The sequence below is a fragment of the Xanthomonas sp. NCPPB 2866 genome (assembly GCF_041475745.2).
Classification (GTDB): Bacteria; Pseudomonadota; Gammaproteobacteria; order Xanthomonadales; family Xanthomonadaceae; genus Xanthomonas; species Xanthomonas arboricola.
In genome coordinates, this window is the sequence record NZ_CM192975.1 from 4,417,500 (window position 1) to 4,439,782 (window position 22,283).

The window sequence follows — 22,283 nt, forward strand, 5'->3', positions numbered from 1 at the left end:
TAACGACCATCTCCGACAGTGCTGCCGATCTCGGACTGGCCCTGGGCCCGGCGGAACACCTATGCACCTGCTGCTTGTCGAAGACGACACCATGCTGGCCAACGCGATCTGCGATGGCGTCCGCCAGCAGTCCTGGACCATCGACCACGTCGGCAGCGCCAATGCCGCCAAGACCGTGCTGGTGGACCACCGCTACACCGCGGTGCTGCTGGATATCGGCCTGCCGGGCGAATCCGGGCTGACGGTGATCCGCTTCATGCGCGGCCATTACGACGCCACGCCAGTGATCGCGCTGACCGCGCGCGGCCAGCTCACCGACCGCATCCGCGGCCTGGATGCCGGTGCAGACGACTACCTGGTCAAGCCGTTCCAGTTCGACGAGCTGATGGCGCGGCTGCGTGCGATCACCCGGCGCAGCCAGGGCCGCGTGGTTCCGCTGCTCACGCAGGGCGATGTCTGCGTGGACCCGAGCAGCCGCAAGGTCACCCGCGACGGCAAGTGGGTGGCGCTGAGCGCGCACGAATACCGCCTGCTGCTGGCGCTGATGGAACGCGCCGGGCGCGTGGTCACCAAGGATCAACTGGAAGAAGGCGTCTACGGCGGTCCGTCCGAAGGCGGCAGCAACATGATTGCGGTATACGTGCACCAGCTGCGCCGCAAGCTGGGCGACGAGCTGATCTCCACGGTGTATGGCCAGGGCTACATGGTCGGCAAGGCACCGGAATGAAATCGCTGCAGGCACGCATGCTGGCGGCGCTGGCCGCAATCGTGTTGTTGAGCTGGTCCACCTCGTTGTGGATCCTGGTCGCCCTGGTCACCCAGGGCCATCACAGCGTGTTCGAGCAGGAGCTCAACATGTTCGGCGACCAGTTGATCAGCGCCCTGCCCGATGCGCTGGAGCACCGCTTCGATACGCAACCGGAGCCACCGGCCGCGGTCGATACGCACACCCCGATCGGCAATGCGTCCTCGCGCATGAGCTTCAAGCAGACCTTGATTGCGATGGTGCTCAACACCTTGCAACTGGGGGTATTGGGCGTGCTGGTGTGGTGGGCGGTCCGCACCTCGCTCGCACCGCTGCGCGCCATCTCCGGCGCCATCGCGCAACGCACCGGGCTGGAGACCGAGCCGGTGCCGCTGGCGCAGGTGCCGGACGAGATTCGCCCGCTGATCGGCTCCTTCAATTCGCTGCTGGCCCGCGTGGAAAAGACCGTGCAGGCCGAGCGCGATTTCGTGGCAGACGCCGCGCACGAACTGCGCACCCCGCTGTCTGCGCTGCATGCCTACGCCGAGGTCGCGCTGCGCGCACCCACGCTGGAGGCCAAGGACGCGGCGCTGCAGCAGCTGCTGGAAACCGCGCGCCGCAGCAATCGGCTGGCCGAGCAATTGCTGGATCTGGCGCGGCTGGATGCAGGCATCAGTTCGGCGGCGTACCAGCAGGTGGACATGGGCGAGCTGATCTCGCATGTGCTGGACGAATTCAGCGTGCAGGCAGAGGCCCGCCACATCAATCTGCAGGTGGAAGCATCGCCGTGCCTGCTGCGTTGCGATGTGGATGCGGTGGGTATCCTGATCCGCAATCTGGTCGACAACGCCATCCGCTATGGCCGGCCTCACGGCATGGTGGAAGTGAGTTGCGGCTACTGCCTGCGCGCCGATGCGCTGCATCCGTTCGTGCAGGTCAGCGATGACGGCCCGGGCGTGCCGGAGAGTGCCCACGCGTCCATCTTCGAACGCTTCTACCGGGTTGCCGGCAGCCAGGTGCAGGGCAGCGGGATCGGGCTGTCGCTGGTGGCCGGCATCGCGCGCCTGCACGAAGCCAGCATCGAAACCTGCGAAGGCCACGAGGGCCGCGGCCTGTGCGTGCGCGTGGTGTTCGCCAGCGAGGGCGTGCGCCGCACCGGCTGAACGCAGGTGGCGCGTGGCGATCGCCCAGCGCCCAACCCAATAAGTTTCCAACACCCGCTACCTACAGTGCACTCACCGCACGCATCCAGGATGCATGGTGATGTTTCACTCGATCCGTTCCACCCCGCTCTCCCCCGCCGCCATCGCGCTGCTGGCACCACATACGGCTGCCAACGACAGCGTTGCCCCTGCCCCGGTCGCCGATGTCCTCCTGCTGGACTTTCGCTGTGGCCGCACCGGCACGCGCAATCGCGACATCTGGAGCGAACTGCCGGATATCCGCAGCGCGCGTCAGGCGCGCCGGCTGCAGCACTGGGCCAAGAGCGGGGTGTTGTTCACTGCCGCCGCAGTGGTGTTTGCGCTGGCGGTGGCCAGCTATCTGATGCATTGAGCGCGCGGCCCCGCTGGCGCGTGCTTGCCCCTATCTGCTTCCTCTCCAGGTATTTGCCCATGTCGTTGCATTCCCTTGTCCGTTGCTGCGCGCTGCTGGTTGTCGGCGTGACGCTGATCGGTTGTGCCAGTACGCGCCCGATGCCGTACAGCCAGCTGCCGTCTTCAAGCTATCTGCGTCCGCACGATGGCAGCCGTGGTGACCGCATGCCATACGCCTACCAGGGCGAGGTGGATTGGACGCGCTACCGCGCCGCACTGGTCGAGCCGGTCAGCATCTATCGCGGTCCTGACGCGCAATTCGAAGACGTGCCCGAGCAGGACAAACGCATGCTCGCCGATTACATGCAACAGGAGTTCGGCAATGCGATCGGGCAGCGTTGGCAGCGCGCGACGGTGGCCGATCGCGACACCTTGCGCGTGCGCATCAGCCTGACCGGTGCCAAGCCCAGCAAACGGGTGCTGGGCACCTTCATGAAGGTGGATCTGGGCGGCGGTTCCTATAACGCGGTGCAGGCCGCACGCGGCAAGGAAGGCGCGTTTTCCGGCTCGGTCAGCTACGCGGTGGAAATCTTCGACGCGCAGAGCAACCGCCTGCTCGCCGCCTATGTCGAAAAACAGTATCCGAGCGCAATGAACATCAAGGCCAGCCTGGGCGCCTACGACGCCGCCAAGGCAGGTATTCGCAAGGGCGCCGAGCAGTTGGTCAAGGGAATGGAGTAGCTGGGATTTGGGATTTGGGATTCGGGATTCGGGATTCGGATTAGCGGAAGCGATGGTTTCCAGTTTTCCTTCTCCCACCGGGAGAAGGTGCCCCGCAGGGGCGGATGAGGGTACGGGCGAAGCCTCGCGAACTCGGAACGACATGCGGCTTCGTCGGTTTCACGCTACCGCCGCTGCACACCCAACGCATTCTTGCAGCGCAGGCGCTCAAGGACGCGCGCCCATGGCGTGCAAGCCGTACCTTCTCGCTCCGTGAGAAGAGTGGCTTGATGTCCCGCATCTGGCGAGCGGTGCGGACAGATGCCCATCCGGTTCAAATGTCAGATCCAGTCACTTGCCCGATCACATGAGCGCAGCAAGCAAGGGACTGCCTCGTTAACGATCACACCACAAAAAAGGCCGGCGCTGCACAGACAGCGCCGGCCATTGTCGGTCTGCACGGCCAACGCATTGTCAGCGTGCAATGCCCTCTTGGTGCCGCAGCATCAACGCGTCACGCGCTTGGCCACCTTCTTGCCCACCGCCTTGCGGGCGGCGGTGGTCTTGGCCACGGCACGCGTGGCCGGGGTCTTGGTGACCTTGGCGGCCTTCTTCAAGGTGGTCTTGGTCACCGCCTTCTTGAGCGGGGCCTTTTTCACTGCGGCTTGTTTGGTGGCGGTCTGCTTGGCCACCGGTGCCTTCTTGGCGGCGGGCTTGACGATGGTCTTGGCGACCGGCTTCTTGACCGGCGCCGCCTTGGCCGCAGCCTTCTTCGCTGCCGCACGCGCGCCTACCGTGGCCACCGCGCTCTTGCGCGCTGCGCTCTTGGCCGCGGTCTTGGCACTCAGTGCTGCCGCTTCGGCCTTGGCATTGGCCTTGGCGGTTTCCAGCTTCTGCTTGGCGCTGGCCTTGGTGTTGGCCAGTTTCTTCTTGGCAGCATCGGTGGTGCTGCTCAGCTTCTGCTTGGCGGCATCCTTGGTAGATGCAAGCTTCTGCTTGGCAGCGTCCTTGGTGGCGGTCAACTTGTCCTTGGCGGCCTCCTTGCCCGACACCAGCGAGCGCTTGGTCTTGGCCACGCTGCGCTTGACCGCGGTGGCTGCATCGCCAGCCTTTTCGACGACGCGCTGTTCGACCTTGACCACGGCCTTGCGGGCCTTGGCGACGCGGGTCTTGGCCTCTGCCACCGCCGTGCCGGCCGCGTCCTGCACGCTGGCCACCGCGTCGCTGGTGGTGCTGGCGATGGTCTCGCCCAGTTCGGTGGCAGTGCTCTTGACGCTATCGACAGCCTCGGACAGGGTTGCCGTCACACCATTGCCGTTGCTCATAGGACCCTCCTTAAGGGCATCAGTGCTGAAAACGCGGGCGATGCGCAGCGGCATGCGTATGCTGAACAGGCATCGGATCAAGCGGACGCTACGCCGGGCTCAAGCGACTGTCAACGCAGCGCCGGCAAGGGCTCGGCGGCGCTTTCACCAGGCGTTAAATTGCCCGCTGGCACTCTCGTTCAGCTTGATTTACGCAGTCAGACGCCCTATTCCTCTTCCACCGCGTAACCCGGACTCGTTGCATGCGCCCGCTGCCCACCTTGCTGACCCTTTCCCTGGCCGCTGCCTTCGGCGGATTTGCCGCCACCGGCATCAACGCCTGGATGGACAACCGCGCCGAGGCCGCACCGGCCGGTGCCTCCACTACCTTTAGCTTGCCCGCGGCCGCCGCGTTGCCGGCCGCCGTCGCCGGGCAACCGGTGCCGTCGCTGGCGCCGATGCTGCAACAAGCGATGCCGGCGGTGGTGAGCGTCAATACCAAGCAAGTGGTGCGCGTGCGCAACCCGTTCTTCAACGACCCGATCCTGCGCCGGCTGTTTCCGCAGGTGCCGCAGGACCGCATCAACGAGTCGCTGGGTTCTGGCGTGATCATCGATGCGCAAAAAGGCTATGTGCTGACCAATCACCACGTCATCGAAAATGCCGACGATGTGCAGGTGACGCTTGGCGACGGGCGCACGGTCAAGGCCGATTTCATCGGCTCCGATGCCGATACCGATATCGCGCTGATCCGCATCAAGGCCGACAACCTTACCGACATCAAGCTGGCCGACAGCAATGCGCTGCGCGTGGGTGACTTCGTGGTGGCGATCGGCAACCCGTTCGGCTTCACCCAGACGGTGACCTCCGGCATCGTCTCGGCAGTGGGCCGCAGCGGTATTCGCGGGCTGGGCTACCAGAATTTCATCCAGACCGATGCCTCGATCAATCCGGGTAACTCCGGCGGTGCGCTGGTCAACCTGCAGGGCCAGTTGGTGGGCATCAATACCGCCAGCTTCAATCCCCAGGGCAGCATGGCCGGCAATATCGGCCTGGGCCTGGCGATCCCCTCCAACCTGGCGCGCAATGTGGTGGAGCAATTGGTGACCAAGGGCGTGGTGGTGCGTGGCACGCTCGGGCTGGAAACCCAGAACCTCACCCAGCAGATGCTGCAGGGCCTGGGTGTGGATTCGTTGCGGGGTGCGCTGGTGACGCGTGTGTTGCCAGGGTCCGCTGCGGCCGCCGCAGGCGTGCAGCCGGGCGATGTGGTGGTGGCCGCCAATGACCAGCGCGTGGACAGCGCAGAGGCGCTGCACAACTATGAAGGCCTGCAGGCGGTTGGTAGCGCGGTCAGGCTGGAGATTCGCCGCGATGGCAAACCGCTCACGCTCACCGCCAAACTGAAAGAGCAGGACCGGGCAGTCACCGGCGACATGCTCGACCCACGCCTGGGCGGCGCCACCTTCGTGGACCTGCCCGAATCGCTGCGCCAGTCCGGCATTACCGGCGTCATGGTTAGCGAGGTCAAACGCGGCGGTCGTGCCGCAGCCAATGGTCTGGTCAGCGGCGATGTGATCGTGGCCAGCAGCGTGGGCGAGTTTGCCGATCTGGCCAGCTGGCGTGCCAACTTCCAGCGCAAACCGCAGCAACTGGTCGTGCGCATCCTGCGTGGCAACGCGCAGTACGACGCGTTGATGCGTTGACGTGGCGTGCACTGCCATCGGCGCGCACTAACACCTCCTACACCGTAGCGATGCTATTGCTGCACCACGCCCGCATGCTGTCGCGGCTGCCATCAATGACCGAAGGAGATATCGCATGAGCCCCACCAATACCGACCAGCTGAAAGAAAATCTGAGCGAAGCCAGCACCCACCTGAAGTCTGCCGCCAGCGCCGCAGGCGAGGCCGTCAAGGGCGCCACCAGCGCTGCAGGCGATGAGCTCAAGCTCGGTCGCGCCAACGTCAAGGCTGAGCTTTCCGATACCGCACTGGCCGGCATGGCTGCTGCCGAGTTCGGCGGCGCCGCTGCCAAGGAACAGCTCGACGTGCTGGTCAGCAAGGGCAACGACCTGCTGGAAAGCGCCACCGATCTGATTCGTGAGCGCCCGCTGGCTGCGTTCGGTGTTGCGTTTGCGACCGGCTGGATCATTGCCAAGCTGGCACGCAGCAACGACAACTAAGCCGTGAGCGATCAGGCCTCTACAGCTGCCGGCTCCGACGCGCCCGACGCGCGTCCGGAAACGCCAGGACTGGACGAAAGCGTACGTGCGGTCGGCGCAGCCGGCCGCGCAACGCTGGGCTCGGCCAAGGACACCAGCCGCGCGTTGCGCCGGCTGGTATCGGCCGATTTGCAACTTGCACGCAGTGCCTTCGGGCGCGGACTGGCCTGGGCATGCGTTGCCGTGGTCTTTGGCGCGTCGTCGTGGTTATTGTTGGCAGGTGCGATCATCGCGCTGCTGCAACGCGCCGGCCTGTCGTGGTTCCAGGCGATGTTTTTCACCGCGTTGGCCAGCTTGCTGGTCACCGGCATTGCGGCGTGGCGGGTGTTCTTCTACTTCGACCACACCGGCCTGAATGCAACACGTCGTCAGCTGGTCAAGCTGGGCATCTTCGATGACAGCAGCGACGACGACGATGCCAATGCATCGGCTGCCAATGGAGCACGCACATGAAGTTCGGCACCTTGCGTCAGCGCGTGGAACGCGCCGAATTCCTGGTGGAAGGGCGCGCCCAGGAAACACGCCTGCATTGGGGACAATTGCGTGACACCTGGCGTGCCGGGTGGTCTCCGCTGCGAATCATGGTGGTTGGTTTCGGCCTGGGGTTTGTCACCGGCCGCAACGAACCGCAGGCGGCATTGGGCAGCATCGCCAGCAAGCTCGGCGGTATCCCGAAGATTCTGCAGATGATCAGCACGATCTCTGCGCTGTTCACCGCACACCGTGCGCAGGAAGCCTCCGAGCAGGCCGAACGTGCCGCAGACAGTGCAGAAGAGGTCGCTGCCGATCCACCGGTGACGGTGGTGCAGTCGCCAATCGATCGCGCCGCGTAATGGCGGGTTCCCGAGCACCGCTCGGGATCACGCTGCGGGTATCCGCCGCCCGCTGCGCGGCAGAGCCCGCCACCGATGCTGTTAAGGACTGACGTTACGCGCACACCCTCTGTGCGCTGCGTTGACGCGTTCGGCTGATAATGGCCCACCGCTGGCAGCACGCCAGTCTGCTGCCAGGGCGCGCATGACTCTTCCCGTCGATTCTATGGATGCTGCCGCTGCGGCAGATTCACTCCCGCCGCCACCGGCACCACGCCCACGCGCACCGGTCTCGTTGGTGGTGCTGGCCACGCTTGCGGTGGGTTATACGCTGTGGGCTGCACAGACGATCATCCTGCCGGTGATGCTAGCCGCCTTCTTTGCCTTGATCGGCAACCCCATCCTGCGCGGTCTGCGCAAGCTGTACATCCCGCGCTTTCTCGGCGCCTTGATGGTGTTGTGCCTGGGCCTGGCCGGTACCGTGACACTGGCCGCGCAGCTGGCCGGGCCGGCCGCCGAATGGGTGCAGCAGGCGCCCCGGCAGATGCGCCAGATCGCGCGCGACGTGCGCGATTTCACCAAGCCGGTGATGCAGGCCAACCAGGCCGCGGAAAACTTTGCACGCGCGGCCGGCGGCGATGGCCAGCGCAGCGTGCAGATCGTGCGCACGCAGATGGACGACCCCTACAAGGCGCTGGTGCGCACGCCCAAGCTGGCCGCCTCGGTGCTTGCGGTGGTGCTGCTGACGTTCTTCTTCATGGTCTACGGCGAAAGCCTGCAACGGCATGCGATCGCCTTGCTGCCCAACCGACAGCAGCAACGCTTCACCACCGAAATCATGCTGGACATCGAGCGCGAGGTCTCGCGCTACGTGCTCACCATCAGCGTGATCAATACGCTGGTCGGGCTGGTCTTCGCCGGCATTCTGTATGTGCTCAAGATTCCGCTGCCCGAAGCGCTGCTGTGGGGCACGGTGGTGGCGCTGCTCAACTTCGCGCCGTATGTGGGCCCGTTGATCGGTGTGATGCTGATGCTGCTGATGGGCTTTGTGGAATTCCGCACTACCTTGTCGGCGATGCTGCCGGCGATCCTGTACCTGGCGCTGCACACCATCGAAGGCCAGGTGGTCACACCGATCGTGCTTGGCCGCCGCATGGCGATCTCGCCGCTGATGCTGATCCTGGCGCTGATGCTGTTCGGCTGGCTATGGGGCATGGTCGGCCTGCTGCTGGCGGTACCGCTGCTGGTCTGCATCAAGATGGTGCTGAGCCGGGTAGAGGGAATGCAGCGTTGGGCGCGGCTGCTGGAGTAGCCGGGATTGGGGATTCGGCATTGGGGATTGGTAAACGCAACCGCGCAGTTGCCGTTGCCAATCCCCAATCCCGATTCCCCAATCCCAACGCAAGACCGTAAAATCTGGCGATGAGCTTCCACATCAGCGCCATCACTCTCGACCTCGACGATACGTTGTGGCCCTTTGCGCCGATCGGGGCGCGGATCGACCAGGTGTTGTACGACTGGATGCGCGAGCACAGCCCGGTCACCGCCGAGCGGTTTCCGGTGGAGGCAATGCGCGAACTGCGCGAGCGCAGCTTTGCCGACAACCCGCACCTGCATCATGACCTCAGCGCGCTGCGGCGGTTGACGCTGGAAATGGCGCTGCGCGAGAGCGGCGGCGACCTGGCCTTGCTGGAGCCTGCGTACGACGTCTTCTACGCCGCGCGCAACCAGGTGGAGTGCTACCCGGATGCGCTGGACGCGCTGGCGCGTATCGCCGCGCATGTGCCGGTGGCGGCGCTCAGCAATGGCAATGCCGATCTGCAACGCATCGGGCTGATGCATCACTTCGCGTTTCAGCTGGGCTCGCGCGAGCACGGCAGCGCCAAGCCGGATCCGAGCATCTTCCTGGCCGCATGCGCGCGGCTGGAGGTGCCGCCGGCGCAGGTGCTGCATGTGGGCGACCACGTGCGCATGGACGTGCTGGGCGCGCTGGATGCCGGGCTGCGCGCCTGCTGGATCAACCGTGATGGAGCGCCGTGGTCGCACCCGACCCAGCAACCGGATCTGGAGTTCGACTCCATGACCGGGCTGGCCGACTGGCTGGACGCGCAGCAGCCGCACCCCGACCCCGCACACGCCGGCATCCGCCTTCCCGCCTGAGCCACTTTTTGCTCGGCGCATGGCGCCGCCTCCGAGGATTTCCATGTCGCAGCTCACCGGTTTCATCGATCCCAACGCCGCAGCCTTGCCGCTGCATGTGCTCGACCGCGAAGGCTTTGCACGTTGGTGCGCCGAGCAGCCCACGCACGTGCTGTCGTGGGCACAGGCGCAACGGTTCGATGCCGCGCCAGGCAGCGTGCTGTTGTTGCCGGGCGAACAGGGGCTGGCCGGCGCGGTGCTGGGCATCGGCGACCGCGCCGATGCCTACGCCTACGCGCATGCACCGATGGCGCTGCCGCCGGCCAGCCGCTGGACCCTGGCCAACACGCTGAGCGAGAGCGAGCAGGCGCTGCTGCACCTGGGCTGGGGCCTGGGTGCGTACCGCTTCTCGCGCTACCGCAAGGTACCGCGCGCACCGGCCGAACTTGCCGCTACGCCGACACCGCAGACGCGCGCCTTGATCGAGGCCTGCATCCGCGTGCGCGACTGGGTCAATACGCCGACCGAGGACATGGGCCCGCAGCATCTGGAAGAGGCCACGCGCGCACTGGCGCAAACGCATGGCGCCCAGGTCGATGCCATCGTCGGCGAGCAATTGCTGGCGCAGAACTTCCCCACCATCCACGCGGTCGGGCGTGCCTCGCACCGGGCGCCGCGGCTGATCCAGCTGCAATGGGGCGATGCGGCGCATCCGCATCTGGTGCTGGTTGGCAAGGGCGTGTGCTTTGACACCGGCGGGCTGGATCTGAAGCCGGCCGATGGCATGCGCAACATGAAGAAGGATATGGGCGGCGCGGCGCATGCCTTGGCGCTGGCCGGCCTGGTGATGGCGCAGCAGCTGCCGGTACGACTGACCCTGTTGATTGCCGCGGTGGAAAACGCCGTCGGCCCGGATGCGTTCCGCCCGGGCGAAGTCATCACCACCCGCGCCGGCGTCACGGTGGAAGTGGACAACACCGATGCCGAAGGCCGCCTGGTGCTGTGCGATGCGCTGAGCTACGCCACCGAGCAGCGCCCCGATCTGATCCTGGATTTCGCAACGCTCACCGGTGCCGCACGCATCGCCTTGGGGCCGGACCTGCCCGCGCTGTTCGCCAACGACGATGCGCTGGCGCAGGCCTGGCTGCGTGCCGGCGAGCAGACCCGCGACCCGGTCTGGCGCATGCCGCTATGGCGCCCGTATCTGCGTTACCTCAACAGCCATGTCGCCGACATGGCCAACGCCGGCTCGCGCATGGCCGGCGCGGTCACCGCTGCGCTGTACCTGGAGCGCTTTGTCGCGCCGGGCCAGCTGTGGGCGCATCTGGACGTGTATGCCTGGAACGACAGCGACCGCCCCGGCCGCCCGGCGGGCGGCGAGGCGCTGGCGCTGCGCTCGGCCTTTGCGATGCTTCAGCAACGCTACGGCGGCTGAGCTCGCCGCGCACGCAACGCGTGCGGGGCATCAACACGCGCCTCAAGTCGCGCCGGTCATCCCTGGCTGCGCAGCAACGGCGCGATCGTGCGCATGCGTGTCTGCGTCGCCGGGCCGACCAGCGCAAACGCGGTCTCGCCTTCGGCCCAGTACTGCGCCAGTAGACGGCCATCGCGCCGTTCGCCGGTGGGCATCGGCCCGCTGCGTGGACGCAGATACAGGCCGATACGCGCGCCGTCGGCATCGCTGTAGACCAGCATCGCTGCCGCGCCTTCCGGTGTGGAAAGCAACTGCCCGCCGCGCAGCACATAGCCCTGCGCACGCAGATCCGGCACCACACCGGCATTGCCGAAATGCGTGCGCAACCACGGCTCCAATTCCGTACGGCGCTGCACCTCCAACGCAACGCCCGGATGCGCGTCGACATCGGCAAACAGGCGGTAGGCGGCCACTGCATCAGCCATCGGCACGCGCTGAATGGCGAGCCGGCTCTCGCGCAACTGCCAGCCCAGCCCGGTGCCCAGGCCCAGCGCCAGCACGCAACTGGCGGCCATGGCCACCAGGGTCCGGCGGCGTTGCTGCAGGCCACGGCGAATCGCTGCAGGCGTCAGCGCCAGCGTGGCCATCTCCGGCTCCAGGCCGGCGTGCGCGGCGCGCAGCGCTTCGGCATCGCGTTTCCAGCCGGCCACGCGCGCGGCCTGCGCCGGGTGCGCCTGCAACCAGGCGGCCACCGCTGCGCGTTGCGCCGGCTCCAGCCGGCCATCGACATAGGCGTGCAGTGCGTGTTCGTCAGGCGGCGGAGTGCTGGTCATTTCAGGATCCTCAATGCAGGTGCGTGGCGCATGTGGCCTTCGTTCAATGCACGCAGGCGTTCGCGCGCACGCGACAGCCGCGACATCACCGTGCCGATCGGGATGCCGAGGGTGTCGGCCACCTCGCGGTAACTGAAACCCTCCACGCTGACCAGGAGCAGCAAGGCGCGCTGTTCCGGCGGCAGCAACGCCAGGCTGGCCAGCATGGCGCGGCCGTCGTGCACCTGCTCGGCCGATGCGGACTGGCTGGGCTGCTGCGGTGCGAACAGGCCCACCACGCGCTGCCAGCGCGCGGCGCGGCGCTGCCCGTCCAGAAACTGCCGGTACAGGATGGCGAACAGCCACGGCTGCAGGGCCTCAGCGGTATGGCGGGTGCGCCAACGCCGCAGCGCACGTTCCAGCGTGGCCTGCACCAGGTCGTCGGCGCTGGCGGGCTCGCCGCTCAGCGAGCGCGCGAAGCGACGCAGCGCCGGCAGCACGGCACGCAGTTGGTCATCGTCCAAAGCATCCATCGGCAGGTTTGGTGGTGGCATCACACAGTAGACGCGCTGGAACGTGGACTATTCCCACGTTCGATGCGCGTGCCACAACGCCTGGGCGATCACGGGAATAAGCCGGCCTGCACGTCGTCTCACTGCATCGACCACTCACCGCACCGACCCCTGGAGCCAGCCATGACCTTGCCACCTCCTTCCCCACCGCCACAGCATGGACGCGTTCGCGTGGCGCCCTTGCTGGGGATCGCTGCGATTGCCGGCGGCCTGGCGGTTGCGTTCGCCTGGACCGCCGGCTGGATCGGTGGCGACCGGCTGACCGCCGCGCGCATGACCGACACCATCGAGGCCAGCGGGCCGCCGCATCCGGGCTTTCGCCGCGCACATACCAAGGGCGTGTGTGTGAGCGGGGACTTCAAGGCCAGCGGCAAGGCCACCTGGCTGTCGTCGGCACGCATCTTCAGCCAGGCCAGTACGCCGGTGCTCGGGCGCCTGTCGATCGGCGGCGGCGACCCGCATGGCGCCGATGGTGCGGCACGCGTACGCAGCATGGCATTGCTGTTGCGCAGCGACGACGGGCAGGAATGGCGCACCGCGATGAATAGTTTTCCGTTCTTCGTGGTGGCCACGCCGGCCGGTTTCCAGGCATTGAACGTGGCATCGCGGCCGGACCCGGCTACCGGCAAGCCAGACCCGGCCAAGCTGGCAGCGTTCGGCAAGCAGTATCCGGAAGCAGCCAAGTTCCAGCAGTGGGCCAAGACCGCACCGTGGTCCAACAGCTGGGCCAATACGCAATACAACGGGGTGAATGCGTTCCGCGCGATTGCCGCCGATGGACGCGAGCGCTACATCCGCTGGTCGATGCGTCCGCATACCCCGTTCCAGGAGCTCAGCGCCGAACAGCGCGCGCAGGCCGATGGCGATTTTCTCGCCACCGATCTGGACACGCGCCTGGCGCAGGGGCCGCTGCGTTGGGACCTGGTGCTGACCGTGGCCGAGCCGGGCGATGCGGTGGACGATCCCTCGCAGCCATGGCCGGAAAGCCGCAAGCAGATCGTCGCCGGCACGGTATCGATCGACCATGCCGAGCCGCAGGCCACCGGCCCGTGCCGCGACCTGAATTACGACCCGCTGATCCTGCCCAAGGGCATTGCCGGATCCAACGACCCGATCCTGGCGGCGCGCTCGTCGGTGTATTCGCAATCGTTCAACCGGCGCGAGCATGAGATCGCCAATGGCACAGGCAGCGCCGCCACCGGCCAGGGAGCACGCCAATGAGCAGCCATACCCACTTCAATCTGCCCGCACGCGTGCTGCACTGGTTGATGGCCGCGATGATCCTGACCATGCTGTTTGTCGGCGTGGGCATGGTGGCCTCGGTGACGCAGCGGCCGTGGTTGATCGATCTGCATCGCCCCTTGGGCATCGCGATCCTGATCCTTGCGGTGCTGCGCCTGATCAATCGCCTGCGCAACCGCCCGCCGCCGCTGCCGGCCGACCTGCCGGCCTGGCAGAAGGCCGCGGCGACCGCTTCGCACTGGTTGTTGTATGCGCTGATGCTGGGCATGCCGTTGATCGGCTGGGCGATGCTGTCGGCCGGCGCTTATCCGATCGTGCTGTGGCCGGGCGCGAACCTGCCGGCGATCGCGCCGCACGATCCTGCGCTGTACGCCTGGTTGCGGAGCGCGCATGGCTGGTTGGCGTACCTGTTGTTCGCCACCGTGCTGGGGCATCTGAGCGCGGCGCTGTTCCATGCCTGGGTGCGCCGCGATGGCGTGTTTTCCAGCATGGCGCGTGGCGAGCGCTCTGCGCGTTGATGGATGGGTGTCGGCTCCCTTCTCCCGCCGGGAGAAGGTGCCCCCGCAGGGGCGGATGTGGGTACGGGCGAAGCATCGGGTTGACCGCCATCTGGAGTGGCGTTGCCGCGCACCCTCACCCTCACCCCTCTCCCGGCGGGAGAGGGGCTAGGATTTAACGCTGGCGTTTTGTCTTGGCCGCTGGCGCGGATGCTTCGATGCCCTTGCCGGTGGCGGCCCAGTAAATCCCGCCGTACAGATGCTCAAGATAACGTGGGTCGTTGTAGGCCTCGGCCAGGTGGCCGAGCGCGGTGGCGAACACGCGGCCGCCTTCGAAGTGGTGGTACCAGGCCACCGGATGCTGCTTGCCCATGCCCTTGGCGACCTGGCCCGGCCAGATCAGCGTGGGGTCGTAGCTGGTTTCGTCGACCGTCATCAGCGTGACCAGGTCGTCGCTGTACGGCGGATCGTATTCGTACCATTCGTCGGTCCACACCCAGCGCGCGGGCAGGCCGGCAGTGGCCGGGAAGTTGGCGTCCACCACGTCGACCATCGCGGTCTGCATGTACGGATGGGTGCGGAACGAGCGGCCGATCAGATGGTCGTACCACTCCCAGTCGCCGCGCTTGATCGCAAACGCCTTGTGCACCGCCACCACGCCGCCGCCGTTGCGCACGTAGGCCTGAAAGTTCGCACGCTGCGTGGGATCCAGATCGGTGGCCGGCGTATTGAGCAGCACGATCGCCGCGTATTGCGATAGATCGCCATCGAAGGCCTTGGCATTCCACGCCCACACCAACTCGACATAATGCTTGCGCGCCATCGCTTCGAATTGCGGCTTGGCGACCGGGATATAGTCGTGGTGATACTGGTTGGGAATCGCCGCCACCAGGATCTTGAATTGCTCGGCAGACGCGTTGAATGCGCACACCATCAGCAGGCCCAACAGCCACAGGGATTTCATGCCGTTCGCTCGCAGGGATCGTTCTGGCCCGGCAGTGTACCCGCGCCTGCGCGGCATGCTTTTCGCGTCATTTGGAATAGCGGCAGGCGGCAATGCACAACAGATACGCGGCGCAGCATGCCATCCATTGCTGCGCTCGCTGACAGCGCAACGCGTCTGCGTCACTGCGTCACAGCCAGCCTTTCTGCCGCGCCAGCCGATACGCTTCGATGCGATTGGCCACGCCCAGCTTGCCAATGCATTCGGACAGGTAATTGCGCACCGTGCCATGCGACAACTGCAACTGCTGCGCGATCTCGCTGGCCGAGCGGCCTTCGCCGGCCAGCCGCAACACCGTGCGCTCGCGTTCGCTCAAGGGATCGGCTTCGACCCAGGCATCCAGCGCCAGTTGCGGGTCGATCACCCGCCCGCCACGCTGCACCTGACGCAGGGCGCCGACCAGTTGTTCGGCCGGCGCGTCCTTGAGCAGATACGCCGCCACACCGGCATCCAGCGCGCGGCGTAGAAATCCCGGGCGGGCGAAGGTGGTGACGATCATCACCCGCAGCGGCAGTGCCTGACGCTGGATGCGCTGGGCCAGCTCTAAACCGGTCAGGCCAGGCATTTCGATATCGGTGATCAGCACGTCCGGCTGCAGGCGTTGCAGCTCGCGCCAGGCAGTTTCGCCATCGCCTGCGCTGCCGACCACCTCGATATCGTCTTCCAGCCCAAGCAAGGCGACCAACGCGCCACGCAGCAGCGCCTGGTCTTCGGCCAACAACACCCGGATCATCGCGCGCGCTCATATGCAGACAACGGTGGCGCACGATAGCAGCGCTTGGGCCCGCCGTGCATTGCGTGCAATGCGGTGGACGTGTGCGCGATCAGCGCGACGGTGGCAGCAGCGGCACCGGCAAGGGCGGCTGCGCCGTCGCCAGCGTGGGCTGTGGCAACGGCACGCTGGCGCGCAGGCGCATGCCACGCGGCAGTGCTTCCACCTCCAGCGCGCCGCCCAGGCCGTGCAGGCGTGTGCGCATGCCGTCCAGGCCATTGCCGGGCACGATCACCCCGCCACGCCCGTCGTCGCTGATGTCCAGCACCGCCTGCTCGCCCTGCGCGCGCAGGCTCACGCGCATCCGCCTGGCCTGCGCATGCCGTTGCACATTGGTGGCCGCTTCGCGCACCACCAGTGCCAGTGCGGTTTCGTGTTCGGGCGGCAAGGCCAGCGTTTCCAGTGCGTGTTCCAGCACGATGCCGTCCATCTCCAGCAATACGCGCGCCGACGCCAGCTCGGCCACCAGCCCGGCGGCGCGAATGCCGGTGACCGCGCGCCGCACCTGCGCCAGGGCATCGCGCGAAATCTGCGCCACCGCATCGATCTCGCTGCGCGCGGCCTGCGGATCGCGCGCGATCAGGCGCGCGGCCAGATCGGACTTGAGTGCCACCAGCGACAAGGTGTGGCCGAGCAGATCGTGCAGGTCGCGGCCGATGCGTTCGCGCTCGGCGGTGGCGGCCAGCCGGCGCACTTCGTCCTGCGATAGGCGCAGCAACGCGTCCTTGCGTTCGTTGATGCTGTACACCGCACCGACACCGGCCATGCCCAGCACCGACACCGGCAGCCACACCAGCGATTGCAGGCGCATTCCCAGCCAGTGCGCCCAGCCCAGGTAGAGCACGTTCATCACCACCAGCATCGCGAAGTGCCGCCACAGGGCCTGCCGTGTGGACGGGGGCAGGCTCAGGCAGGCGAAGACGAAATAGCTGATTCCCGAGGGATACACCGGCAGCAACGCGGCACTGAGCACACCCATCGCCCAGGCATAGCGATACAGGGTGCCGCGCGGCGCCAGCAACATGCGCGCATACAGCAGCAGGAAGACCGGATACGACAGCAGGGTGCACAGCAGCCAGGTGCTGTCGTACCCCCGCGAGGAAAACACCGGCACCACGAACACCCAGCTCGACCACAGCAGATGCACACCATCCATCCACGGCGACTGGCCCTGCGCCAGCCGCGCGGCAACCTGCGAATTGGCGGCGGGGCGAAGCCAGGCGGGAAGCGACACGCGCATCGGGATGGGTCCATGTGAGTGATCGGATTCTGCCACTGCCGGGCCCGACCGGGCGCCCGATGCTGCAGCCTCGCCCATCCTGAAGGGCGCGGCCAGTTGCCGCTGTCATGCACGGCAGGTGACAGCTGTCACTGGTGGATGCCGCCATCGCGGTCGCATGCTGCGCAGCACCTGGCAGCAGCGTTGGTCGCGCTACCGTTCGTCGCCGCAACCGCATTGGTGACTTCCGGCAGCTTGCGGCGCCGCCTGCGGCCGGTCACATTTCGCGCAGCATCCCGTCCTGGTCATCGATGAATACTTCCGCCGATCTGCTCAAGCAACTCCGCATCGACCGCCAGCGCCCTGCCGCCCCCGAACCTGCACGGCGCGGCGGCTGGGTCATCGCCGCCGTGATCGTCATCGTGCTGCTGGCGGCCGCGGCGTGGTGGTTCACCCGCCGCCCGGTGGCGAAGGTACAGACCGCAGCGGTGGTGGCGATCAGCGCCGGCAGCAGCAGTGCCTCGGTGCTGGACGCATCGGGCTACGTGGTGGCGCGGCGCATGGCCACGGTGTCGGCGCAGGTCACCGGCAAGGTGCGCGAGGTGATGATCGAAGAAGGCATGCGCGTCGAACAAGGCCAGGTGATGGCCACGCTGGACCCGCTGGATGCCGATGCGCAGCGCACGCTGTCGGCATCGCAGCTGTCGGCCGCACGCAGCCAGGTCGACAACATGCAGGCGCAACTGGCAGTGGCCAATGCCGATGCGGCGCGGCTGCAATCGTTGGTCGGTGCGCAACTGGTGTCGCGCTCGCAGTACGAGCAGGCCACCGCACAGCGCGATGCCTTGCGCGCACAGCTGCAGAATGCGCAACGCAATGTGCGCGTGGCATCGGACCAGCTGGCGATCTCGGCAATCCGCTCGGACTTCAACGTGGTGCGTGCGCCGTTTGCCGGCGTGGTCACCGCCAAGGCCGCGCAGCCCGGCGAAATCGTCTCGCCGCTGTCGGCCGGCGGCGGCTTCACCCGCACCGGCATCGGCACCATCGTGGACATGGAGTCGCTGGAGATCGAAGTGGAAGTGGGCGAGTCCTACATCGGCCGCGTGCAGCCGAAGATGCCGGTGGAAGCGGTGCTCAACGCGTACCCGGAATGGAAGATTCCCGGCGAGGTGATCGCCATCATTCCCACTGCCGACCGCGGCAAGGCCACGGTGAAGGTGCGCGTGGCGCTCAAGCTCAAGGACCCGCGCATCGTGCCGGAAATGGGCGTGCGGGTGAGCTTTCTGGAGCGGGCCAATACGCAGGAGGCCAGCAAGCCGCAGGGCGTGCGCATGCCGGCTGCGGCACTGGTCGAACGCGACACGCGCACGGTCGCGTTCGTGGTCGGCGAGCGCAACACCGTCAGCATGAAGACAGTCACTCCCGGGATGGTGATGGGCGAGGACCGCCAGGTGGTGTCGGGTTTGAGTGCGGGCGACAGCGTGGTGCTGGATCCGCCGCAAGGCCTGAAAGACGGCGACACGGTGGCCGAAGCCGACGCGACCCCTGCCGAGTGACTGCGCCGGTCACTGCAGTCACCAGCTGGGCAGCGACGCCGCTCCGGGGAGCGCGGCGCCCACGGTGGCGGCAATGGCTGATGCGGTCGTGGCACCTGGATGGCGCTGCGATCGCGCAAGGCGCTGCAACCACATAGCAAGGATCACAGCGGCGTTGGTGATCCACAGCCAGCGGCGTCATCGGTCAGTGCAGACCTAGCCGCCTGGCTTGTCGCCGCCATGCGTCGCCGCGCATGTCCCAGCAGTTGCGTCTGTCGTCACCCAGTCTCGCACCGTCTTGCCGCCTCACCGTCACCGCATCGCCGTGTTGCCGCCTCATGCAATCGCGGTCGCCATGCCGCATCGCGCTTGCCTCTTCCCATTGCACCGCCAGGAGTCGCCATGACCGCTCTCGTCAGCTTGCGCAACATCACCAAGACCTACCAACGCGGCCCCGAGCAGGTGCAGGTGCTGCACGGCATCGACCTGGAGATCGCCAGCGGCGACTTCGTCGCGTTGATGGGGCCGTCCGGCTCGGGCAAGACCACCTTGCTCAATCTGATCGGCGGGCTGGACAACCCCAGCGGTGGCGAGATCGAGATCCAGGGCGAGCGCATCGACCGCATGAGCGGCGGCCAGCTCGCGACCTGGCGCAGTCACCACGTCGGCTTCGTGTTCCAGTTCTACAACCTGATGCCGATGCTCACCGCGCAAAAGAACGTGGAGCTGCCGTTGCTGCTCACCGCGCTCAACGCCGCGCAACGCAAGCGCAATGCGGAAATTGCCCTGACCCTGGTCGGCCTGCAGGAACGCCGCAACCACAAGCCCAGCGAACTGTCCGGTGGCCAGCAGCAGCGCGTGGCAATTGCACGCGCGATCGTGTCCGACCCCACCTTCCTGATCTGCGACGAACCCACCGGCGATCTGGACCGCCATAACGCCGAGGAGATCCTGCGCCTGCTGCAGGAACTCAATCGCGAACACGGCAAGACCATCGTGATGGTGACCCACGACCCCAAGGCCGCCGAGTACGCCACCCATACCATCCATCTGGACAAGGGCGAGCTGGCCGATGCGCCGCTCGTGCTCTAAGGGAGTGCTGCCATGAAGTATCTCTGGCTGGTGTGGGCGCAGTTGTTCCGCAGCAAGACCCGCACCTTGTTGACCTTGCTGTCGGTGGTGGCGGCGTTCCTGCTGTTCGGCATGCTCGATTCGGTGCGCGTGGCCTTCACTTCCGGCGGCAGCGTCAGCGGCGTGAACCGCCTGGTGGTGGCCTCGCGCCTGTCGATCACCCAATCGCTGCCGATCAGCCTGGAGCCGCAGATCCGCAGCGTGCCGGGCGTGCGCGATGTGACCTCGGCGATGTGGTTTGGCGGCATCTACCGCGACCCGAAGAATTTCTTCCCGAACTTTTCGGTAGCGCCCAATTTCTTCGACGTCTACAGCGAGTACGAGCTGCCCAAGGAACAGCTCAAGGCGTTCCAGACCACGCGCACCGGCGCCATCGTCGGCGAGACCCTGGCCAAGGCCAATGGCTGGAAAATCGGCGACACCATTCCGCTGCAGGCCACCATCTTCCCGCGTGGCGGCAGCAACGACTGGCCGCTGCAACTGGTGGGCATCTTCCGCATGAAGGACCGCGCGGTGGCGGCCAATCAGGAACGCCAGTTGATGATGAACTGGAAATACTTCGACGAGTCCAACGACTACATCAAGAGCAGGGTCAGCTGGTACACGGTGACGTTGCGCAACGCCGACCAGGCCTCGCGTGTGGCGCAGGCGATCGACGCGTTGTCGGCCAACTCCGATCATGAAACCAAGTCGCAGACCGAATCGGCGTTCCAGCAGGCCTTCATTAAGCAATTCGCCGATATCGGCCTGATCGTCACCTCGATCATGGCCGCGGTGTTCTTCACCTTGCTGCTGCTGACCGGCAACACCATGGCGCAGGCGGTGCGCGAGCGCATACCGGAGCTGGCCACGCTCAAGACGCTGGGCTTTCAGGACCGCACCGTGTTGAGTCTGGTGATGGTGGAGTCGGTGCTGTTGATCGGCCTGGGCGGGTTGATCGGCATGGGTCTGGCATCGCTGGTGATCCCGCTGGTGGCCGCACGCAGCGGCGGGGTGATGCCGGTGCAGGGCGTGCCACTGCAGACCTGGTTGGTCGGGCTGGGCCTGATGGCCGGCATCGGCATCGTGGTGGGTGTGCTGCCGGCGCGACGCGCGCAGCGCTTGAAGATCGTCGATGCCCTCGCCGGCCGCTGACAGGAGCAGGCAAATGCAAACCCAATGGAAGAACCGTCTGGTCAATCTGCTGTCGGTCGTGTCGCTGGCCGTCGGGTTGGCCGTGTGGATCGCGCTGCCGTGGATCGGCGTGCTGGTCGCCGCCGCCTTGCTGGCGGTGTGGCTGGTTGTCACGTGCAGCGGCCGGCTGTCGTTGGCCGCTGCACGTATCGGCATCGCCACGCTGCCGCAACGCTGGGGTGCCAGCTCGGTGATCGTGGTCGGCATCGCCGGTGTGGTCGGCGTGCTGGTGGCAATGCTGGCGATGGGTCAGGGGTTTCAGGCCACGCTCAACAGCACCGGCGACGACACCACCGCGATTGTTCTGCGCGGCGGCTCGCAGGCCGAGACCAACTCGGTGATCACCCGCGACCTGGTGCCGCTGATCGGCAGCCTGCCCGGCATCGCCGCCGATGCCAGGGGCCGCCCGCTGCTGTCGCCGGAGCTCTCGCAGGTGGTCAACATCGCCTCCAGATCCGATGGCACCGACGTCAACGCGCAACTGCGTGGCGTGGGCGAACAGGCCTGGGCGGTGCACGACAAGGTCAGGCTGGTGCAGGGACGGCGCTTCACCCCCGGCCTGCGCGAGATCGTGGTCGGCAAGGGCGCGTTGACTCAGTTCCGCGGACTGCAGCTGGGCAAGACGCTCACCCTCGGCAGCCAGCAATGGACCGTGGTCGGCGTGTTCGCCTCCGGCGATGCGCACGATTCGGAGCTGTGGACCGATGCGCAGACGCTGGCCACCACCTACAACCGCAGCGCCTACCAGTCGATCAGCGTGCGCACCACCGGCAAGGCCGGTTTCAGCCAGTTCAAGACCGCCATGGCCGCCGATCCGCGGCTCAAACTGGATGTGGAAACCACCCGTGCCTACTACGGCAAACAGGGCGGTGGCTTGAACAGGTTGATCAGCATCCTGGGCACGGTGATCGGCGCGATCATGGCGGTGGGCGCGGTGTTCGGCGCGCTCAATACCATGTATGCGGCGGTGGCCACGCGCGCGCGAGAGATCGCCACGATGCGGGCGATCGGTTTCCGCGGCACGCCGGTGATCATGGCGCTGATGCTGGAGACCATGCTGCTGGCGTTGCTGGGCGGCTTGCTCGGTGGCCTGATCGCCTGGGCCATCTTCAATGGCTACAGCGTGTCCACGCTGGGCAGCAACTTCAGCCAGATCGTGTTCCAGTTCAAGGTCTCGCCGGAGCTGTTGTGGAGCGGGCTCAAATGGGCGCTGGGCATTGGCCTGGTCGGCGGGCTGTTCCCGGCCTTGCGGGCGGCGCGGTTGCCGATCACCACTGCCTTGCGTGAGGTGTAGCGCGGGCCTTGGCCCGCCGGGAATCAGGAGTGGGATTGGTGACAGCCAAAGCGGAGCAAGTGCGCTGCTGCGGCTGAACGCAGTGCGGGCTGTCATCGTTTTGTCACTGCACTGCGGTAGATGCGCGGGTCGGGCAGGCCGTAG

General features: G+C 66.6%; 23 protein-coding genes. 17 read left to right on the forward strand and 6 right to left on the reverse strand.

The window, feature by feature from the left end; all coding sequences use genetic code 11:
• Window positions 1–61 precede the first annotated feature (61 nt).
• From ACCQ04_RS18760 to ACCQ04_RS18775, 4 genes are all read left to right on the forward strand, one after another.
• On the forward strand, window positions 62–727 hold the full coding sequence (locus ACCQ04_RS18760) for a response regulator transcription factor (RefSeq protein ID WP_016902656.1): 666 nt from the start codon (window positions 62–64) through the stop codon (window positions 725–727).
• Complete coding sequence (locus ACCQ04_RS18765; protein WP_126966458.1) at window positions 724–1,908, forward strand: sensor histidine kinase; 1,185 nt, start codon at window positions 724–726, stop codon at window positions 1,906–1,908. The genes ACCQ04_RS18760 and ACCQ04_RS18765 overlap by 4 nt, the downstream gene beginning before the upstream one ends.
• A 100-nt stretch (window positions 1,909–2,008) precedes the next feature.
• A complete protein-coding gene (locus ACCQ04_RS18770) occupies window positions 2,009–2,299 on the forward strand; it encodes a hypothetical protein (RefSeq protein ID WP_047130141.1) in 291 nt (96 codons plus the stop codon).
• A 59-nt stretch (window positions 2,300–2,358) separates the two neighbouring features.
• Entirely contained in the window at window positions 2,359–3,021 is a 663-nt protein-coding gene (locus ACCQ04_RS18775) for a DUF3313 domain-containing protein (protein WP_047127539.1), read from the forward strand.
• A gap of 485 nt (window positions 3,022–3,506) precedes the next feature.
• On the opposite strand, the gene ACCQ04_RS18780 is transcribed toward ACCQ04_RS18775, so the two are convergent.
• Window positions 3,507–4,325, reverse strand: coding sequence for a histidine biosynthesis protein HisIE (locus ACCQ04_RS18780; RefSeq protein ID WP_065033475.1), 819 nt, complete (start codon window positions 4,323–4,325; stop codon window positions 3,507–3,509).
• Window positions 4,326–4,567: 242 nt separating this feature from the next.
• Between ACCQ04_RS18780 and ACCQ04_RS18785 the strand changes: the two genes are divergently transcribed.
• From ACCQ04_RS18785 to ACCQ04_RS18815, 7 genes are all read left to right on the forward strand, one after another.
• Window positions 4,568–6,007, forward strand: coding sequence for a Do family serine endopeptidase (locus ACCQ04_RS18785; RefSeq protein WP_039815026.1), 1,440 nt, complete (start codon window positions 4,568–4,570; stop codon window positions 6,005–6,007).
• A 115-nt stretch (window positions 6,008–6,122) separates the two neighbouring features.
• Window positions 6,123–6,485 carry a hypothetical protein gene (locus ACCQ04_RS18790; protein WP_006450942.1) on the forward strand — a complete coding sequence of 121 codons (363 nt, stop codon included), beginning with the start codon at window positions 6,123–6,125 and terminating at the stop codon, window positions 6,483–6,485.
• 3 nt (window positions 6,486–6,488) lie between these two features.
• Window positions 6,489–6,977 (forward strand): phage holin family protein, encoded by a 489-nt coding sequence (locus ACCQ04_RS18795; protein ID WP_226427946.1) that lies wholly within the window; start codon window positions 6,489–6,491, stop codon window positions 6,975–6,977.
• Complete coding sequence (locus tag ACCQ04_RS18800; RefSeq protein WP_226427945.1) at window positions 6,974–7,357, forward strand: hypothetical protein; 384 nt, start codon at window positions 6,974–6,976, stop codon at window positions 7,355–7,357. The genes ACCQ04_RS18795 and ACCQ04_RS18800 overlap by 4 nt, the downstream gene beginning before the upstream one ends.
• A gap of 184 nt (window positions 7,358–7,541) precedes the next feature.
• Window positions 7,542–8,648, forward strand: coding sequence for an AI-2E family transporter (locus ACCQ04_RS18805; protein WP_024939693.1), 1,107 nt, complete (start codon window positions 7,542–7,544; stop codon window positions 8,646–8,648).
• A gap of 110 nt (window positions 8,649–8,758) precedes the next feature.
• Window positions 8,759–9,496 (forward strand): HAD family hydrolase, encoded by a 738-nt coding sequence (locus ACCQ04_RS18810; protein ID WP_226427944.1) that lies wholly within the window; start codon window positions 8,759–8,761, stop codon window positions 9,494–9,496.
• Between the two features lie 43 nt (window positions 9,497–9,539).
• Complete coding sequence (locus ACCQ04_RS18815) at window positions 9,540–10,910, forward strand: leucyl aminopeptidase family protein (protein ID WP_039524791.1); 1,371 nt, start codon at window positions 9,540–9,542, stop codon at window positions 10,908–10,910.
• A gap of 56 nt (window positions 10,911–10,966) precedes the next feature.
• On the opposite strand, the gene ACCQ04_RS18820 is transcribed toward ACCQ04_RS18815, so the two are convergent.
• Window positions 10,967–11,722 (reverse strand): anti-sigma factor family protein, encoded by a 756-nt coding sequence (locus ACCQ04_RS18820; protein ID WP_102251080.1) that lies wholly within the window; start codon window positions 11,720–11,722, stop codon window positions 10,967–10,969.
• Entirely contained in the window at window positions 11,719–12,234 is a 516-nt protein-coding gene (locus ACCQ04_RS18825) for an RNA polymerase sigma factor (RefSeq protein ID WP_046344888.1), read from the reverse strand. The genes ACCQ04_RS18820 and ACCQ04_RS18825 overlap by 4 nt, the downstream gene beginning before the upstream one ends.
• A gap of 162 nt (window positions 12,235–12,396) precedes the next feature.
• Between ACCQ04_RS18825 and ACCQ04_RS18830 the strand changes: the two genes are divergently transcribed.
• Window positions 12,397–13,494, forward strand: coding sequence for a catalase family peroxidase (locus ACCQ04_RS18830; protein WP_046344889.1), 1,098 nt, complete (start codon window positions 12,397–12,399; stop codon window positions 13,492–13,494).
• A complete protein-coding gene (locus ACCQ04_RS18835; protein ID WP_016902642.1) occupies window positions 13,491–14,033 on the forward strand; it encodes a cytochrome b in 543 nt (180 codons plus the stop codon). Before ACCQ04_RS18830 ends, ACCQ04_RS18835 begins: the two co-directional genes overlap by 4 nt.
• Window positions 14,034–14,187: 154 nt before the next feature.
• Here the strand turns inward: ACCQ04_RS18835 and ACCQ04_RS18840 are convergent, their stop codons facing one another.
• From ACCQ04_RS18840 to ACCQ04_RS18850, 3 genes are all read right to left on the reverse strand, one after another.
• Window positions 14,188–14,976, reverse strand: a complete 789-nt coding sequence (locus ACCQ04_RS18840) for a ThuA domain-containing protein (protein WP_016902641.1) — start codon at window positions 14,974–14,976, stop codon at window positions 14,188–14,190.
• A 169-nt stretch (window positions 14,977–15,145) separates the two neighbouring features.
• A complete protein-coding gene (locus ACCQ04_RS18845) occupies window positions 15,146–15,748 on the reverse strand; it encodes a response regulator transcription factor (RefSeq protein WP_016902640.1) in 603 nt (200 codons plus the stop codon).
• A gap of 91 nt (window positions 15,749–15,839) precedes the next feature.
• Window positions 15,840–17,027: a sensor histidine kinase gene (locus ACCQ04_RS18850; protein ID WP_102584069.1), complete on the reverse strand. Its 1,188-nt coding sequence runs from the start codon at window positions 17,025–17,027 to the stop codon at window positions 15,840–15,842.
• Window positions 17,028–17,317: 290 nt separating this feature from the next.
• Between ACCQ04_RS18850 and ACCQ04_RS18855 the strand changes: the two genes are divergently transcribed.
• From ACCQ04_RS18855 to ACCQ04_RS18870, 4 genes are all read left to right on the forward strand, one after another.
• Window positions 17,318–18,562 (forward strand): efflux RND transporter periplasmic adaptor subunit, encoded by a 1,245-nt coding sequence (locus tag ACCQ04_RS18855; protein WP_226427943.1) that lies wholly within the window; start codon window positions 17,318–17,320, stop codon window positions 18,560–18,562.
• A 381-nt stretch (window positions 18,563–18,943) separates the two neighbouring features.
• Complete coding sequence (locus tag ACCQ04_RS18860; protein WP_024939051.1) at window positions 18,944–19,633, forward strand: ABC transporter ATP-binding protein; 690 nt, start codon at window positions 18,944–18,946, stop codon at window positions 19,631–19,633.
• A gap of 12 nt (window positions 19,634–19,645) precedes the next feature.
• Window positions 19,646–20,806 carry an ABC transporter permease gene (locus ACCQ04_RS18865; protein WP_046344898.1) on the forward strand — a complete coding sequence of 387 codons (1,161 nt, stop codon included), beginning with the start codon at window positions 19,646–19,648 and terminating at the stop codon, window positions 20,804–20,806.
• 13 nt (window positions 20,807–20,819) lie between these two features.
• Window positions 20,820–22,139: an ABC transporter permease gene (locus ACCQ04_RS18870; protein ID WP_226427942.1), complete on the forward strand. Its 1,320-nt coding sequence runs from the start codon at window positions 20,820–20,822 to the stop codon at window positions 22,137–22,139.
• Window positions 22,140–22,283: the final 144 nt, after the last annotated feature.

Coding starts and splice junctions, on each gene's coding strand:
- ACCQ04_RS18760 (WP_016902656.1), top strand. CDS start 62: ATGCACCTGCTGCTTGTCGAAGACGACACCATGCTGGCCAACGCGATC.
- ACCQ04_RS18765 (WP_126966458.1), top strand. CDS start 724: ATGAAATCGCTGCAGGCACGCATGCTGGCGGCGCTGGCCGCAATCGTG.
- ACCQ04_RS18770 (WP_047130141.1), top strand. CDS start 2,009: ATGTTTCACTCGATCCGTTCCACCCCGCTCTCCCCCGCCGCCATCGCG.
- ACCQ04_RS18775 (WP_047127539.1), top strand. CDS start 2,359: ATGTCGTTGCATTCCCTTGTCCGTTGCTGCGCGCTGCTGGTTGTCGGC.
- ACCQ04_RS18780 (WP_065033475.1), bottom strand. CDS start 4,325: ATGAGCAACGGCAATGGTGTGACGGCAACCCTGTCCGAGGCTGTCGAT.
- ACCQ04_RS18785 (WP_039815026.1), top strand. CDS start 4,568: ATGCGCCCGCTGCCCACCTTGCTGACCCTTTCCCTGGCCGCTGCCTTC.
- ACCQ04_RS18790 (WP_006450942.1), top strand. CDS start 6,123: ATGAGCCCCACCAATACCGACCAGCTGAAAGAAAATCTGAGCGAAGCC.
- ACCQ04_RS18800 (WP_226427945.1), top strand. CDS start 6,974: ATGAAGTTCGGCACCTTGCGTCAGCGCGTGGAACGCGCCGAATTCCTG.
- ACCQ04_RS18805 (WP_024939693.1), top strand. CDS start 7,542: ATGACTCTTCCCGTCGATTCTATGGATGCTGCCGCTGCGGCAGATTCA.
- ACCQ04_RS18810 (WP_226427944.1), top strand. CDS start 8,759: ATGAGCTTCCACATCAGCGCCATCACTCTCGACCTCGACGATACGTTG.
- ACCQ04_RS18815 (WP_039524791.1), top strand. CDS start 9,540: ATGTCGCAGCTCACCGGTTTCATCGATCCCAACGCCGCAGCCTTGCCG.
- ACCQ04_RS18820 (WP_102251080.1), bottom strand. CDS start 11,722: ATGACCAGCACTCCGCCGCCTGACGAACACGCACTGCACGCCTATGTC.
- ACCQ04_RS18825 (WP_046344888.1), bottom strand. CDS start 12,234: ATGGATGCTTTGGACGATGACCAACTGCGTGCCGTGCTGCCGGCGCTG.
- ACCQ04_RS18830 (WP_046344889.1), top strand. CDS start 12,397: ATGACCTTGCCACCTCCTTCCCCACCGCCACAGCATGGACGCGTTCGC.
- ACCQ04_RS18835 (WP_016902642.1), top strand. CDS start 13,491: ATGAGCAGCCATACCCACTTCAATCTGCCCGCACGCGTGCTGCACTGG.
- ACCQ04_RS18840 (WP_016902641.1), bottom strand. CDS start 14,976: ATGAAATCCCTGTGGCTGTTGGGCCTGCTGATGGTGTGCGCATTCAAC.
- ACCQ04_RS18845 (WP_016902640.1), bottom strand. CDS start 15,748: ATGATCCGGGTGTTGTTGGCCGAAGACCAGGCGCTGCTGCGTGGCGCG.
- ACCQ04_RS18850 (WP_102584069.1), bottom strand. CDS start 17,027: ATGCGCGTGTCGCTTCCCGCCTGGCTTCGCCCCGCCGCCAATTCGCAG.
- ACCQ04_RS18855 (WP_226427943.1), top strand. CDS start 17,318: ATGAATACTTCCGCCGATCTGCTCAAGCAACTCCGCATCGACCGCCAG.
- ACCQ04_RS18860 (WP_024939051.1), top strand. CDS start 18,944: ATGACCGCTCTCGTCAGCTTGCGCAACATCACCAAGACCTACCAACGC.
- ACCQ04_RS18865 (WP_046344898.1), top strand. CDS start 19,646: ATGAAGTATCTCTGGCTGGTGTGGGCGCAGTTGTTCCGCAGCAAGACC.
- ACCQ04_RS18870 (WP_226427942.1), top strand. CDS start 20,820: ATGCAAACCCAATGGAAGAACCGTCTGGTCAATCTGCTGTCGGTCGTG.